Source organism: Lentzea sp. NPDC036955 (assembly GCF_055608005.1).
In genome coordinates this window covers 732,124-745,878 of the sequence record NZ_JBVJRC010000004.1, presented here as the reverse complement: position 1 = coordinate 745,878, position 13,755 = coordinate 732,124, and the positions used below count along the sequence as shown (strand labels likewise).

The 13,755-nt window shown below is 68.7% G+C and carries 15 protein-coding genes and 1 tRNA gene; 11 read left to right on the top strand and 5 right to left on the bottom strand.

Features of this window, described 5'->3' with window-relative positions; translation table 11 throughout:
* Nucleotides 1–18: 18 nt before the first annotated feature.
* The 9 genes from ACZ7CF_RS17170 to ACZ7CF_RS17130 all read left to right on the top strand — a co-directional run bounded on the left by ACZ7CF_RS17170 (nucleotide 19) and on the right by ACZ7CF_RS17130 (nucleotide 9,767).
* Nucleotides 19–2,235, top strand: a complete 2,217-nt coding sequence (locus ACZ7CF_RS17170) for a P-loop NTPase family protein (protein WP_470370000.1) — start codon at nucleotides 19–21, stop codon at nucleotides 2,233–2,235.
* A 142-nt stretch (nucleotides 2,236–2,377) separates the two neighbouring features.
* Nucleotides 2,378–2,680: a hypothetical protein gene (locus tag ACZ7CF_RS17165; protein WP_470369984.1), complete on the top strand. Its 303-nt coding sequence runs from the start codon at nucleotides 2,378–2,380 to the stop codon at nucleotides 2,678–2,680.
* A 28-nt stretch (nucleotides 2,681–2,708) separates the two neighbouring features.
* Nucleotides 2,709–4,502: a hypothetical protein gene (locus tag ACZ7CF_RS17160; RefSeq protein WP_470369983.1), complete on the top strand. Its 1,794-nt coding sequence runs from the start codon at nucleotides 2,709–2,711 to the stop codon at nucleotides 4,500–4,502.
* Nucleotides 4,503–4,580: 78 nt separating this feature from the next.
* Complete coding sequence (locus ACZ7CF_RS17155) at nucleotides 4,581–5,588, top strand: bifunctional DNA primase/polymerase (RefSeq protein WP_470369982.1); 1,008 nt, start codon at nucleotides 4,581–4,583, stop codon at nucleotides 5,586–5,588.
* Nucleotides 5,585–6,292, top strand: coding sequence for a DNA cytosine methyltransferase (locus tag ACZ7CF_RS17150; protein WP_470369981.1), 708 nt, complete (start codon nucleotides 5,585–5,587; stop codon nucleotides 6,290–6,292). The genes ACZ7CF_RS17155 and ACZ7CF_RS17150 overlap by 4 nt, the downstream gene beginning before the upstream one ends.
* A complete protein-coding gene (locus tag ACZ7CF_RS17145) occupies nucleotides 6,289–7,017 on the top strand; it encodes a DNA cytosine methyltransferase (RefSeq protein ID WP_470369980.1) in 729 nt (242 codons plus the stop codon). Before ACZ7CF_RS17150 ends, ACZ7CF_RS17145 begins: the two co-directional genes overlap by 4 nt.
* 37 nt (nucleotides 7,018–7,054) lie before the next feature.
* Nucleotides 7,055–8,170, top strand: coding sequence for a DUF3631 domain-containing protein (locus ACZ7CF_RS17140; protein ID WP_470369979.1), 1,116 nt, complete (start codon nucleotides 7,055–7,057; stop codon nucleotides 8,168–8,170).
* Nucleotides 8,171–8,172: 2 nt separating this feature from the next.
* A complete protein-coding gene (locus ACZ7CF_RS17135; RefSeq protein WP_470369978.1) occupies nucleotides 8,173–8,358 on the top strand; it encodes a helix-turn-helix transcriptional regulator in 186 nt (61 codons plus the stop codon).
* Nucleotides 8,355–9,767, top strand: coding sequence for a tyrosine-type recombinase/integrase (locus ACZ7CF_RS17130; RefSeq protein ID WP_470369977.1), 1,413 nt, complete (start codon nucleotides 8,355–8,357; stop codon nucleotides 9,765–9,767). The genes ACZ7CF_RS17135 and ACZ7CF_RS17130 overlap by 4 nt, the downstream gene beginning before the upstream one ends.
* A gap of 120 nt (nucleotides 9,768–9,887) precedes the next feature.
* Here the strand turns inward: ACZ7CF_RS17130 and ACZ7CF_RS17125 are convergent.
* Nucleotides 9,888–9,968, bottom strand: a tRNA-Tyr gene (locus tag ACZ7CF_RS17125).
* A 120-nt stretch (nucleotides 9,969–10,088) separates the two neighbouring features.
* Here ACZ7CF_RS17125 and ACZ7CF_RS17120 point away from each other — a divergent pair.
* Nucleotides 10,089–10,580, top strand: coding sequence for a YajQ family cyclic di-GMP-binding protein (locus tag ACZ7CF_RS17120; protein WP_065915931.1), 492 nt, complete (start codon nucleotides 10,089–10,091; stop codon nucleotides 10,578–10,580).
* Nucleotides 10,577–11,449 carry a glucose-1-phosphate thymidylyltransferase RfbA gene (rfbA, locus tag ACZ7CF_RS17115; RefSeq protein ID WP_360401840.1) on the top strand — a complete coding sequence of 291 codons (873 nt, stop codon included), beginning with the start codon at nucleotides 10,577–10,579 and terminating at the stop codon, nucleotides 11,447–11,449. The genes ACZ7CF_RS17120 and rfbA overlap by 4 nt, the downstream gene beginning before the upstream one ends.
* Here the strand turns inward: rfbA and htpX are convergent.
* From htpX to ACZ7CF_RS17095, 4 genes are read right to left on the bottom strand one after another with little or no spacing between them, the layout of a single operon-like run.
* Nucleotides 11,446–12,309, bottom strand: coding sequence for a zinc metalloprotease HtpX (gene htpX, locus ACZ7CF_RS17110; RefSeq protein ID WP_360401837.1), 864 nt, complete (start codon nucleotides 12,307–12,309; stop codon nucleotides 11,446–11,448). The two genes, rfbA and htpX, sit on opposite strands and share 4 nt — an antisense overlap.
* Nucleotides 12,310–12,328: 19 nt before the next feature.
* Nucleotides 12,329–12,799, bottom strand: coding sequence for a 4Fe-4S binding protein (locus ACZ7CF_RS17105; RefSeq protein WP_360401834.1), 471 nt, complete (start codon nucleotides 12,797–12,799; stop codon nucleotides 12,329–12,331).
* Nucleotides 12,796–13,329, bottom strand: a complete 534-nt coding sequence (locus ACZ7CF_RS17100) for an NADH-quinone oxidoreductase subunit C (protein WP_470369976.1) — start codon at nucleotides 13,327–13,329, stop codon at nucleotides 12,796–12,798. Before ACZ7CF_RS17100 ends, ACZ7CF_RS17105 begins: the two co-directional genes overlap by 4 nt.
* Nucleotides 13,326–13,736 carry an NADH-quinone oxidoreductase subunit B gene (locus tag ACZ7CF_RS17095; RefSeq protein ID WP_360401828.1) on the bottom strand — a complete coding sequence of 137 codons (411 nt, stop codon included), beginning with the start codon at nucleotides 13,734–13,736 and terminating at the stop codon, nucleotides 13,326–13,328. The genes ACZ7CF_RS17100 and ACZ7CF_RS17095 overlap by 4 nt, the downstream gene beginning before the upstream one ends.
* Between the last annotated feature and the right edge of the window lie 19 nt (nucleotides 13,737–13,755).

Genomic DNA, 13,755 nt, shown 5'->3' with positions numbered 1-13,755 from the left:
TCTTGCGGAGGTGCAGCGATGACCATCACGACGCTGACCGGCGCGACCGGTCCCGAGGACCGTGACGAGTTCGAGCGCCCCGCCACCGTGACCGCCCTGCACCCCGTCCCGGCCGATGACGCCGCGGTGATCGAGGGTGAGCTGGTCGACGACGACGCCCCCGGTTCCGAGAGGGACGTGACCGGTGCAGTGACGCTGGTCGACCAGCCCGGCGGCGACGCGGTGCACTGGGTGCGCCGGCTGCGGGAGGCCAAGCGGGAACCGATCATCCCCACCTACCTGCGATCGGTCGAGGAAGCACGGGACACCGTCCGGTGGGTGGCAGGGCACTACGCCCACGCCGCCGGCTACCACGCCACCCGGTCCCCGCTGTACCTGCTGCGGTTGGCGGTACGGTCCCCGCGGGGTGCGCTGCTGCTGGCCGCGGCGACCGGCCGGTGGGCCTCGGACGCGGAAGGGCGCGTGCTGCGTGCCGCTGCCGCACGGGACGCTGACACGGCCGCCTACCTGCGGTTGTCCGCGCAGCGCAACGTGCGAGTACGGACGCGTGCACTCACCCTGGTGATCCTCGCCGCCATCGGTGTGCCCGTCCTGATGCTGCTGCCCGACGTGACACCAGGGTGGGTGCTGTGGGCGTGCGGCACGCTCGCGGTGGCGCTGCTGGGCAAGCTCGGCACCCCCGCGGACCAGCCGGTGGTCTCGCGTGCGGTGGTCGCCGCGCACGTCGCCAAGCTCACCGCGGACACGGTGGAGAAGGCGCTGTCCGTGCTCGGGATCTCCGGTATCACCAGCGCGCTGGCCAAGAACCCGCACGCCATCGGCTTCACCGCACCCATCACCCGCGACGGCCCCGGATGGCGCGCCGAACTCGACCTTCCCGCTGGCGTCACCGCCACGGACGTGATCGAGAAGCGCGAGAAGCTCGCCTCCGGTCTGGGCAGGCCGCTGGGCTGTGTGTGGCCGGAGGGCAAGCCAGAGGTCCACCCCGGACGGCTGGTGCTGTGGGTGGGCGACAAGGACATGAGCAAGGCGTCCCAGCCCGCGTGGCCGCTGCGCACGGGCAAGCGCATCGACCTGTTCGAGCCCCAGCCCTTCGGCACGGACGTGCGAGGCAAGTGGGTCGACGTGGTGCTGATGTACGTCGCCGGCATCGTGGGTGCGATCCCGCGGATGGGCAAGACGTTCACGCTGCGCGAGTTGCTGCTCATCGCCGCCCTAGACCCGCGTTCGGCGGTGTACGCGTTCGACCTCAAGGGAACCGGTGACCTCTCGCCGCTGGAGGTGGTGGCGCACCGCTACCGCGCCGGCGACGACCCGGAGGACATCGGCTACGCGCTCACCAGCCTGCGGGAGCTGCGCGACGAGATGCGCCGCCGCACCAAGGTGATCCGCGAACTCCCGCCGGACCTGTGCCCCGAGAACAAGGTCACGTCCCCCTTGGCGGACAAGAAGGCCCTGGGTCTGCACCCGGTCGTGGTCGGGGTGGACGAGTGCCAGGTGATGTTCGAGCACCCCGAGCACGGCGCCGAGTTCGAGGAGATCGTCACCGACCTGGTCAAACGCGGACCCGCAACCGGGATCGTCATCATCCTCGCGACGCAGCGCCCGGACTCGAAGTCCATCCCGATGGCGATCAGCGACAACGCCATCCTGCGGTTCTGCCTCAAGGTCACCGGGCAGATCGCCAACGACATGGTGCTGGGCACCTCGTCCTACAAGAACGGTGAGCGCGCCACGCAGTTCTCCTTTGGCGACAAGGGAATCGGCCTGCTCAAGGGTGTCGGTGACGAGACGCAGACCGTGAAGGGCGTCTACATCGACGCACCCAGCGCGAAGGCCATCGCCGCACGGGCACGGGCGTGGCGGGTCGAGTCGGGCAGCCTGTCCGGCTACGCCGCCGGCGTCGACGCCCAGGTCGAGGACGTCGAGGCGGCCAACACGCTGCTGCCCGACCTCCTGAACGTGTTCGGTGCCAACGAGAAGCGCTGGTCGGAGTCCCTTGTGGACGCGCTGGCCGAACTGCGGCCCGCGGTCTACGGCGAGTGGGGCGCGTTGCCGACCGGCGCGGCCAAGGCCACCACGCTGGCCGGGGCGCTCAAGCCGTTCGGCATCACCACCAAACAGGTGTGGGGTACCGACCCGGAGACGGGCAAGGGTGCCAACCGGATGGGCGTCGAACGCTCCACCCTCACACAGGCACTCACCGAGCGTGACGGGAAGAAGTCGCGGAAGTAGACCGCGCACGGCTCTAGGTCTAGAGCCAAGCCCCTCTAGACCTAGAGCCTCCCCTAGACACCCGCATACCCGCTGATCAGCGCCCTAGCACCTAGGGGGCTCGGTCTCGCGCACCCACAAACAGCCCTGAGAGGCCACTTCGATGACCCCGAAGACCTTCCTCCGCCTCACCATTCTCGGACTGATCGTCGTCGCTGTCAGTGACATCGCACCGGGCGTCCGCGGTACCGCGTGGCTGCTGCTGGCCACGTTCGCCCTGGTCTACGCCCTGGCGTGCTGGGCCTTCCCGTTCCGCAAGTGCGGTGCCTGCAAGGGCATCGGCCGACGCACCGGCGGGTTCGGCGGCATCAAGCTCTGCCCGCGCTGCGGCGGCGAAGGCCTCACGCTGCGCGCCGGCCGTCGTGTCCTCAACGCCGTGCGCCGCCACCGCAAGCACGTCGGCTGATATCCGCTGCTCAGCAAGGGGACGTGACATGTGCCGAGCAGGAGGACGCCGCTGCACGGGCAGCACTGCCAGCAGCCGCGCCACCCAGACCGCCCGCAAGCAGCGCTCCCGCGCCAAGCAGGCGCTGCGCCACGCCACGGCCGCCGGTGAGCCGGAGGCCATCGTCGCCGCCCAGCAGCGCCTTGACCAGGCCAACGCCGCCATCGCCGCGGCCAAGGAGAACCACATGTGCCATAACGACAGCACTGAACCCTCGGGTCAGAGCGGGGACGTGACCGCCCCGAAGAAGACACCGGCCCCGGTCACCGGTGAGGCCTCTGCCGCGCCGCTGATCGAGAACACCTGGGGCAGCATCCTCGACAACAGCCCGGTGCACTACCACGACGACGGCCCGATCGGGACCGCGGTCAAGTACATGGGCGCCGACGCCCGCATGGAGGTCGATGGCGAACCGCTGGCCAACGTCGTGGGACGACTCGCCACCGACGTCGTGCGCCGCAAGACCACCGCCCAGCAGGCCGTGAACGACCTCAAGGAGCTGCGCGACCGGCTTCCCGAGGGCAGCCGCGCCAAGCTGTGCCTCTCCACCGCCATCCGCAACATGGACGGCCCGGACACCCCCGTCCCCGAGGTCCCCGAGGGCACGCCCGAACCCCTGCGTGAGCTGGTGCGCAAGCTGCACGCCGTCCCGATCGTCCGCCAGGAACCCGAACGGGAGATGCAACCGCTGCTCGACCTGTGCGAGAAGGTCGCCGCCGGCGACCAGCGCACCACGGGCCTGCTGGACGACCTGCTCCGCCAGCGGGTCCGCAACAAGCGCCACGAAAGCCTGGGCGACTGCGGCAAGTTCGAGATCGACGACGCCGTGCGCGACACCCTCACCGAGATGCGTGAGCAGAAACAGCGCAAGCGCAGTTCGTCCAGCTCAGAAGGGGACGTGACCCCACCACCGCCCGCCGACGACACCCCGCCCACCTCGGAGGGCAACGGCCCGCGACGGCGAAGTATCACCAACATCGCCGACGGCAACAGCCAGGTCGGCATCCAGGCAGGGGTCATCCACGGCGACGTCCAGACCGACCGTCACCGCGGTCCGGACCGCGACGCTGGTCAGCGCGGGGACGTGACCGGCTCGACTGTCCAGAGCGGAGCAGCCGACTACGGCGACATCACCAACATCGCCACCGGCAACAGCCGTGTCGGTGTCCAGGCCGGAGTCATCTACGGCGGGCAGCACCACCACCGCGGCGGTCCGGGCGCAGGTGCCGGTGGGGACGTGACCTACACCTTCCACGGTCCGGCCAACGTCAACACCGGCAACGAGCACCAGTTCACCCAGCCGCACCAGGAACACCGCGACCAGCGCAGCACGTCGCAGCCCTGGAGCTACGGCACTACCGACGAGCAGGGCCGACGCAGCCAGTACACGTTCCACGGCCCCACCAACGTCCAGACCGGTGACAGCCCGAAGGACAACCGCCGGCGCGCCGACAGCAGGGCGTCCGACTACCAGCGGGCAACGGAGTACGCGCGCCGCGTAAGTGCGCAGGCCGCCGACCTCAGCGCGCAGGCAGACGAGCTGATCCGCCGGCACAACATCCCCACCACCCCCGGCCGCGGAGCACAGATCGACGTCGTCGATGGCCGCATCACCCGCATCAACGGCCACCCGGTCGACCACCACACCCGCCCTGCTCACGGCGGGGACGTGACCAACATCGCCCACGGCGGCAACCACGGAGTCCAGGTCGACGGGCCGATCAGCGGCGACGTCCACTTCGGACCAGACGGCATCTGGATCAACGGCAAGCGCATGAAGTGACATCCGTTCACCCAGCTCAGGCAGGGGACGTGACCGCCCCGCTCCCCTGCCTTCTCCTTCACACCTCGGAGACCTGTCATGGCTGAGCCCAACATGCTGACGCACGCGCTGCACTACGCCCGCCTGGGGATGCACGTCTTCCCGCTGCGAGCAGGCACCAAGGTGCCCGCCCTGCACGGAAACTCGCCCCGCCGCCCATGCCCACGTACCGGGGTGTGCCGCAACGGGCACCTCGGGTGGGAGCAGCGCGCCACCACCGACCCCGACCGGATCACCGCCTGCTGGTCGGTCGCGCCGTTCAACATCGGCATCGCCACCGGACCGAGCAACCTCGTGGTCATCGACCTCGACACCCGCAAGTCGCGTGACGACGTACCTCCACGACGCTGGAACCGGGCGGGGATCGTCGACGGCCACGACGTCTTCCGGTCCCTGTGCAGGGATGCCGGCGAAGACATTCCCTGGGACACCATGACGGTGGGTACCGCCCGCGGCGGAACGCACTTCTACTTCCAGGCACCATCCACTGTGGAGCTGCGCAACACCGAAGGCGACCACGGCAACGGGTTGGGCTGGAAAGTCGACACTCGCGCGCACGGCGGCTACGTCGTCGGCCCCGGTTCGACCACTCCGGAGGGGCGATACCGGCTCATCACGGACGCGCCTCCCATGCCCCTTCCGGTGTGGTTGGTTCGCTGCCTCGCTCCCAGGCCTCCAGCGGCCCGTACAGCGCCCATCGTGAGCCGTTCTGAGCGGTTGCCCGCCTACGTTTCGGCCGCGGTCCAGGGTGAGCGCAACAGGGTCGCAGCGGCGCAGTCAGGGGCGCACACGCGGACGTTGTTCGTGGCCTCCGTCGCCCTCGGGCAGCTCGTAGCCGGTGGACTGCTCCCCTCGGCTACAGCAGAGGCCGAGTTGTTCAACGCGGCACTGCACATGGTCACGGACCGGTGTGGGTGCACCGAGCAGGAAGTGCTGCGCACCATCGCCAACGGGCTGCGCGCCGGCGCGTCACGTCCCCGCACCGCACCGACCGAACAGGCCGCGGCCAGCACGGCAGGGCTGTTCACCGATCGGGGCGCGGCATGAACGTCCTGTCGCTGTTCTCCGGCATCGGAGGCCTCGAACTCGGTTTGCAACGCGCCGGCATGACCGTGGTCGGCCAGGTCGAGATCGACCCGTACTGCCAACAGATTTTGACCCAGCACTTCCCGGAGGTTCCGCGCCATGACGACGTCCGCACCGCCAGCGAGTGGTGGACCAGGGCAATCCGGCCAGCAGTTGACGTTGTGGCTGGAGGACCCCCCTGTCAGCCCTTCTCCCGCGCCGGACTCCAGCTCGGGACGGCCGACGAACGGTGGGCGTGGCCGTGGATGCGCGACGTGGTCGAGGTGGTGGGACCCCGCTACGTCCTCGTGGAGAACGTCGCAGCTCTCCTTCACGACTGGGATGCCTTCGGACGCATCCTCGGAGACTTGGCCGACCTCGGGTTCGATGCGGAATGGAGTGTGCTCTCAGCGTGCTCGCTGGGTGCACCACATCCACGACAGCGCGTGTTCCTTGTGGCCCACCCCCGTGGCAAGGGACTGGAAAGGCGTCGGCCGGACCGACCAGCTTCCAACCGTCCTGGGTGGCCGACCGAACCCGACGTGGCTCGCCTGGCTGATGGGATTCCCGCCCACCTGGTGCGAGACCCAATCCGAGCACTCGGCAACGCCGTCGTTCCCCAAGTCGCCGAACACATCGGCCGCCTGATCCTCGCCTCCGACCAGCCATCAGGGGTGGCGGCATGAACGTTCTCTCGCTGTTCTCCGGCATCGGCGGCCTCGAACTGGGCTTCGAACGCGCCGGCATGACCGTGGTCGGCCAGGTCGAGGCCGACCCCTACGCCCGCTCGATCCTCGAACGACACTGGCCGGAGGTGCCCCGCCATGACGACGTCCACACCACCATCAACTGGTGGCACTCCCGGTCACGTCCCCCCGTTCACGCCGTCATCGGCGGCTTCCCCTGCCAACCGGCCAGCTCCGCCGGACTCAAGCTCGGACCCGACGACCCCCGATGGCTCTGGCCCGCAATGGCCGACGTCATCGACAACCTCCAGCCCGACTGGGTCGTGTGGGAGAACGTGTCCGGTCTGCTCCACCGAGGACTCGACATCGTCCACGCCGACCTTGTCCGACTCGGCTACCACCACCGCGTGGGGTGGGCCACCGCTTGTGCAGTGGGTGCCCCACACGTGCGGCGACGGCTGTTCGGACTGGCCCACGCCACGGGCCTCCGACTCGCAACGGGGCGGAGTGCTCGACCGCAAACGCCACAGGTGGAACCTCGCCGACGCAGTGCGCAACCGGGAAGGCCGTGGACCGGTCAACCCCGCCCTGTCGGAGTGGCTTATGGGGTTCCCACCGGAGTGGACCGCCGCCGAACCCTCGGCAACGCCGTCGTCCCCGACGTCGCCGAACACATCGGCCGACTCATCCTCACCGGCGCCCACCACACCCGAACCGCGGCATGAAGTCCCCGGCGCACACGAACAGTCAGGAGACCTCCGCATGACCACGACCCACAACGGCGCTGAGGTTCTGGACGCGGTGCAGGCGTTCCTGTCGCGGTTCAACGCCTTCCCCGACGAGCACTGTGCGCCCATGCTCGCGCTCTGGTACGCCCACACCTGGGCCGCCGAACACTTCTACATCACCCCGCGCGTCGTGCTGTCCAGCGCGGAACCCGGCTCGGGCAAGACCCGCGTTCTGGAGGTCGCCCGCCACCTGGTCCGCACGCCGGAAATGACGTTCTCCGCCACCCCGGCCGCGTTGTTCCGCATGGTCGGCGCCGGACCGATCACCATCCTGTTTGACGAGGTTGACGCCATCTTCGACAACAAAGGTGGCGGCAACGAAGACCTCCGCGCGCTGGTCAACGCTGGTTACAAGCGCTCCGCCACCGTGGCGCGCTGTAAGGGCGACGCCGGAAACATGGTGATCGAACGGTTCCCGGTCTACGCCCCCGCCGCACTGGCAGGCATCGCAGGAAACATGCCCGACACCATCACCACGCGCGCCATCACCGTCCACATGCGCCGGCGACGCCCCGACGAACGAGTCGAGGCGTTCCGCGAACGAAAGGTGGAGGAACAGTCCGCCCCGGTCCGTGACGCTCTGGCGACGTGGATGGAGGTCGTCGGCGAACGCGTTGGTGCCGCCTACCCGGACATGCCCGAAGGCGTCACCGACCGCGCAGCCGAAATCTGGGAACCGCTGCTCGCAATCGCGGACATGGCCGGCGGGCACTGGCCGAAGACCGCACGTGCCGCATGCGTGCACTTCGTCACCGCCGCTCAAACCAACCCCACATCCGACCGAATCCGGCTGCTGTCCGACCTCCGCACCGTGTTCGCCGACCGCGGCGTGACCCGCATGAGCACGGTGGAAATCCTCGCTGTCCTGCACAGCATGGAAGAAGCGCCGTGGGGCGACTTCTATGGCAGGCCGATCAACGCCCGCCAATTGGCCACGGAACTCAGCGCCTACGGCGTCAAAGTCACCGCTTTCAAGAACGGTGCCAAGACGTTCAAGGGCTACGTCATCGACGGCGCTCACGGGTTGGGCGACGCATGGGCGCGCTACCTGCCCGCGGAGAAGGCGACCGTGAATTCGGAGGGGGAATAGCCATGAGTCGACGCGAACTGCTGACGGTTACCGAGTTCTGCAAAGAATTCAAGGTGTCGCGCTCGACCCTTTACGAGTGGCTAGCAAAGGGTCTTGCGCCGCGCCACGCCAAGTTGCCGAACGGCCAATTGCGGTTCAACCGCGCGGACGTCGAATCCTGGTACGGCTCTTGCGAGGTGGCAGCATGACGACGACAAGCTATGACGTACGCATCTACGTGATCGACGTGTACAAGGGCAAGCGCACGACCACGCATTGGGTTCAGTGGTCGGTGGCAGGCCAGCGGTTCAAGAAGCCGTTCAAGACCGACGCGCTCGCCAGCAGCGTTCGTGCCGAGTTGCTGACCGCCGCCAACAAGGGTGAAGCGTTCTGCGTGGAAACCGGCCTACCGGTCTCAATGCTGCGCAAGGACACAACCGCGATGTCGTGGTTCGAACTCGTGTGCTCGTTCGTCGACATGAAATGGCCGGACGCTGCGCCGACTCACCGCAAATCCATCGCCGACGCTTTGGCCCCGATAACGGAGGCAATGCTCACGACCGATCGGGGGAGGCCGGAACACTCGGTGCTGCGCAGGGCGCTCCGTGTCGCGCTCAACGCCAATCAGCGGTCAGTGACGCAGCCGAGCGACATCGCAATGGCGCTGGATTGGCTCTCGCGGAACACGAGACTGGTTTCTGACCTCGCCAAGCCGGAGGTTCTGCGGCAAGTCACCATGCAATATGAGAAGAAGCTCGACGGCAAGCGCGCCGCGCCAGACACGATTCGGCTGCGTCGCACGACGTTCGGCAGTGCGCTCGACTATGCCGTCGAAAGGAAGGCTCTTGCCGGCAACCCGCTCACCGAGGTGAAGTTGAAGAAGCGCAAGACCGTGGTTCACCAGGTCGACCGACGTTCGGTTGCCAACCCGATTCAGTTCCGCACGGTTCTGCGCGAGGTGCCGAACAGTGGACGAACTGGCCGAAAGCTCGTCGCATTCTTCGCGCTCATGTACTTCGCTGGGCTGCGGCCGGAGGAGGTGAGCAACGTCCGGCGTGACCACTTAGCGCTACCGCCGCGCGAGTGGAACGAGCCGCTTAGCCGCTGGGAAGTGCGCGAGTGGGGAGAGATCCACCTCGACGGTGCCGCACCGGAAGTTGGCCCTCAGTGGACGGACAGCGGAGAACGCGACGAGGAACGCGGGCTGAAGCACCGTGAGGACACGGAGGGCCGTCCGGTGCCCTGCTCCCCCGAACTGGCTCTCATCCTGCATGCGCACCTCGATGAGTTCGGCACCGCGCCAGGTGGCCGTCTGTTCGTTGCTGAGCGCGGTGGCCGCATCGGCAGCTCCACCTACGGCCGCACATGGGCGTTGGCACGCGAAGCTGCGTTCACCCCTGCGGTGGCTGCGTCGCCGCTAGCCAAGAGGCCGTATGACCTGCGTCACGCCTGTGTGTCCATGTGGCTGAACGCGGGTGTCGAGGCACCCCGGGTAGCCGCATGGGCAGGGCACAGCCTGAACGTCTTACTGCGGACGTACGCCAAGTGCATCGACGGAGGAGAGGAGACGGCGAGGCAGCGCGTCCAGGCAGCGCTAGGCGGGCCGACCGCCGCATAACTTCGGTACGTCCTCGGTACAGCCACTCGGAGAACGCCGGAACCGACCGGACACAGCCGGACACAACAGAAAGGTCCCTGTGGCCAGCTTGCGCTGGTCACAGGGACCTTTCCGCCGATGTGGCGGGTAGAGGATTCGAACCTCTGTAGCTTTCGCGACGGATTTACAGTCCGCTCCCATTGGCCGCTCGGGCAACCCGCCCCACACCGTCGTAACGGTGCGGTGGGAACAATACATAACCCCGTCGGGCGGCCTCAAATCGGGGTCCCCCAGTAGCATCGGTGCAGCACGAAGACCCCGAGATCGTTGAGGAGTGAAGTCGTGGCGGACCCGTCGTTCGACGTGGTGAGCAAGGTGGACCGGCAGGAGGTCGACAACGCGCTCAACCAGGCGGCCAAGGAGCTGAGCACGCGCTTCGACTTCCGGGGCACCGGCACCACGGTGGCCTGGGCCGGCGAGGAGGCGATCACCTTCACCTCCGAGACCGAGGAGCGCTGCAAGGCGGCCATCGACGTCTTCCAGGAGAAGCTGGTCAAGCGCAACATCTCGATGAAGGCGTTCGAGGTGGGCGAGCCGGCGATCTCCGGGAAGGTGTTCAAGGTCACGGGGAACCTCGTGCAGGGCATCTCGTCGGAGAAGGCCAAGGAGATCGCCAAGAAGATCCGCGACGAGGCGCCCAAGGGCGTGCAGGCGCAGATCCAGGGCGACCAGCTGCGCGTGTCCGGCAAGAAGAAGGACCACCTGCAGGACGTCATCGCCCTGTTGAAGGGCTCGGACTTCGGCATCGCGCTCCAGTTCACCAACTACCGGTGAAGGGCATCGTCCTCGCCGGTGGCAGCGGGACGCGCCTGCACCCGATCACGCAGGCCGTCTCGAAGCAGCTGCTGCCGGTCTACGACAAGCCGATGATCTACTACCCGCTGTCGGTGCTGATGCTGGCCGGCATCCGGGAGGTGCTGATCATCTCCACGCCGGTCGACCTGCCGCTGTTCCGGCGGTTGCTGGGCGACGGGTCGCAGTGGGGCATGCGCTTCGAGTACGCCGAGCAGGCGGCGCCGAACGGGCTGGCCGAGGCGTTCGTCATCGGCGCGGACTTCGTCGGGAACGACGACGTGGCGCTGGTGCTGGGCGACAACATCTTCTACGGCCAGGGCTTCTCCACCACCCTGCAGCAGCACGCGTCCTCTTTGGACGGCTGTGTGCTGTTCGGGTACCAGGTGAAGGACCCCGAGCGGTACGGCGTGGGCGAGGTCGACGCGTTCGGGCGGCTCATCTCCATCGAGGAGAAGCCCCGGCACCCGAAGTCGAACCGGGCGATCACCGGGCTCTACTTCTACGACAACGGTGTGCTCGACATCGCGGCGAACCTCAAGCCGTCGGCGCGGGGCGAGCTGGAGATCACCGACGTCAACCTGCGCTACCTGCGCGAGGGGCGGGCGCAGCTGGTGGAGCTCAGCCGCGGGTTCGCGTGGCTCGACACCGGCACGCACGACTCGATGCTGGAGGCCGGGCAGTTCGTGCAGGTGCTGGAGCACCGCACGGGCGTGCGCATCGCGTGTCCCGAGGAGATCGCGCTGCGCATGGGCTTCATCTCCGCGCAGGAGTGCTACGCGCTCGGCGAGAAGCTCGGCAAGTCGGGCTACGGCGAGTACCTGATGGCCGTGGCGCAGACCTCGCGCTAGCGCCGCGCCATCTCCTCGAGCCTGCGGACGCGGTCGGCGATCGGCGGGTGGGACGAGAACCACCGCGCGAACTGCTCCCCCGGCCGGAAGGGGTTCGCGATCATCAGGTGGCTCTGCGACACCACCTCCGGCTCCGGCGCGAGCGGCGCCGCCCGCGTCCCGAGATCGATCTTGCGCAGGGCGCTCGCCAGTGCCAGCGGGTCGCCGGTGAGCTCCGCGCCGGACTGGTCGGCCTGGAACTCGCGGGACCGGCTCACGGCCAGCTGCACGACGGTCGCGGCGACCGGGCCGAGCAGCGCGATCAGCAGCAGGCCGAGCGGGCCGGGGCCGTCGTCGTCACCGTCGCCGCCGCCGAAGATCCCGGCGAACAGGGCCAGGTTCGCGAGCATGGTGATCACGCCCGCCAGCGCGCCGGCGACGCAGCTGATCAGGATGTCGCGGTTGTACACGTGGGCGAGCTCGTGGCCCAGCACCGCGCGCAGCTCGCGTTCGTCGAGCAGCTCCAGGATGCCGGTCGTGCAGCAGACGGCGGCGTTGCGCGGGTTGCGGCCGGTCGCGAACGCGTTCGGTGCCACCGTCGGGCTCAGGTAGAGCCGCGGCATCGGCTGCTTGGCCTTCTGCGACAGCTCGCGCACGATCGCGAACATGACCGGCTGCTCCACCTGCGACACGGGCCTGGCCCGCATCGCGCGCAGGGCGAGCTTGTCCGAGTTGAAGTACGCGTAGGCGTTCACGCCCAAGGCCAGCAGCAGGCCGATGACCAGTGCCGTGCGGCCGAACAGGCTGCTGATCACGATGATCAGCGCGCTCATCCCGCCGAGCAGCAAGGCCGTCTTCAACCCGTTGATGTGCTTGTGCACGGTTGCGCCTCCGGGTTCCTCACGTCCTACCCCTCAACGAACCCGGTCGCCTCCCGGTTCCGGTGGCCGTCTCCGGCGCCGGTTCCGCGGCCGGGTCCAGCGCGGGCGGCGGTGGCACCTGGTCGACCCACGTGGCCAGCACGTCCCGTTCGTGCACCAGCTCCGCCACGGCGCCGTCGCCGTCGAGCGACCCGGTGCCCGGATAGCCGAACTCCGGTGCCCAGTGCAGGGCGTCGAACGGGCAGACCTCGACGCAGATGCCGCAGTAGAGGCACTGGCCGTAGTCGATCGCGAACCGGTCGAGCACGTTGCGGCTGCGCGGGCGGGCGCTGCCGGCCTGCTGCTCGACCTCGGTGTGCGACGTGATGTGGATGCACCAGTCGGGGCACTCGCGCGCGCAGATCATGCAGACCGTGCAGTTGGCCTCCAGCAGCGCGATGACGCCCCTCGTGCGCGGCGGGAGGCTGTTGCCGTTCTCCGGCCCGGTCATGGCGTGCTCTCCTCTTCACGGCGCGGGCCCCACGACGGGTCCGGCACTCCGGGCGGTGCGGTGCGGCGGCGGCTGGGCGCGCTGGTGTTGTCCTCGCCCGGCTCCAGCCGGCCCGGCCACGGGCGCACGACCCTGGAGGCCAGCACGAAGTCCTTGCGCAGCGGGTGGCCCTGGAAGCTGTCGGGCAGCAGCAGGCGGTCGCCGGGCGTGGTGAGCGCGATGCCGAACATCTCCGCGGCCTCGCGCTCGTGCCACTCGGCGCCGCGCCAGAGGTGGGCGACGCTCGGCAGCGGGTCGTCCTGGCCGACCTCGGTGCGCAGCATGACGCCTTCGCGCGTGCTCGGGTCGATGACGTGCAGGAACACGGCGTGGCGCCGGCCGACGGCACCGGGCCGGCCCGCGTCCTCGACGCCGAGCCAGTCGAACATCGCGAAGCCCGCGGCGTGGTGTTCGGTGGCGGTGGTGAGCCAGTCGGCGAGCTCGACGTGGTGGACCGTCTGCCCGAACGCGGTCTTGGGGGTGGTCGTCACGCGTTCACCAGCCGGTGCAGCGCCCTGAGGCCTTCGAGCAGCGCCTCCGGGCGTGGCGGGCAGCCGGGGACGGCGACGTGGACCGGCAACGCCTGGTCGATGCCCTTGGTGACGCTGTAGGAGTCCCAGTACGGGCCGCCGGTGTTGCTGCAGGCGCCCACGGAGATCACGTACCTGGGTTCCGGCATGGCCTCGTAACTGCGGAGCACAGCGGGCAACATGACGTCCGTGACGGTGCCGGAGACGACGAGCACGTGCGCCTCGCCCGCGCCGTCGACCGGCGTCACGCCGAGGCCGGGGAGGCGGTCGAGCGCTGCCATCACCTCTACCCCGCAGCAGGCGAGTCCGAGTTCGAGCACGGTGACCTGGTAGGTGGTGCCCCATTCCAGGCGAGCGGAAGCCGTCACAACCAGCGAGGGTAATACT

Bases quoted from the DNA above. Each gene is read 5' to 3' on its own strand.
- ACZ7CF_RS17160 (WP_470369983.1), top strand. From the start codon at position 2,709: ATGTGCCGAGCAGGAGGACGCCGCTGCACGGGCAGCACTGCCAGCAGC.
- ACZ7CF_RS17145 (WP_470369980.1), top strand. From the start codon at position 6,289: ATGAACGTTCTCTCGCTGTTCTCCGGCATCGGCGGCCTCGAACTGGGC.
- ACZ7CF_RS17135 (WP_470369978.1), top strand. From the start codon at position 8,173: ATGAGTCGACGCGAACTGCTGACGGTTACCGAGTTCTGCAAAGAATTC.
- ACZ7CF_RS17155 (WP_470369982.1), top strand. From the start codon at position 4,581: ATGGCTGAGCCCAACATGCTGACGCACGCGCTGCACTACGCCCGCCTG.
- ACZ7CF_RS17150 (WP_470369981.1), top strand. From the start codon at position 5,585: ATGAACGTCCTGTCGCTGTTCTCCGGCATCGGAGGCCTCGAACTCGGT.
- ACZ7CF_RS17105 (WP_360401834.1), bottom strand. From the start codon at position 12,799: ATGACCGGGCCGGAGAACGGCAACAGCCTCCCGCCGCGCACGAGGGGC.
- ACZ7CF_RS17165 (WP_470369984.1), top strand. From the start codon at position 2,378: ATGACCCCGAAGACCTTCCTCCGCCTCACCATTCTCGGACTGATCGTC.
- ACZ7CF_RS17170 (WP_470370000.1), top strand. From the start codon at position 19: ATGACCATCACGACGCTGACCGGCGCGACCGGTCCCGAGGACCGTGAC.
- ACZ7CF_RS17140 (WP_470369979.1), top strand. From the start codon at position 7,055: ATGACCACGACCCACAACGGCGCTGAGGTTCTGGACGCGGTGCAGGCG.
- ACZ7CF_RS17130 (WP_470369977.1), top strand. From the start codon at position 8,355: ATGACGACGACAAGCTATGACGTACGCATCTACGTGATCGACGTGTAC.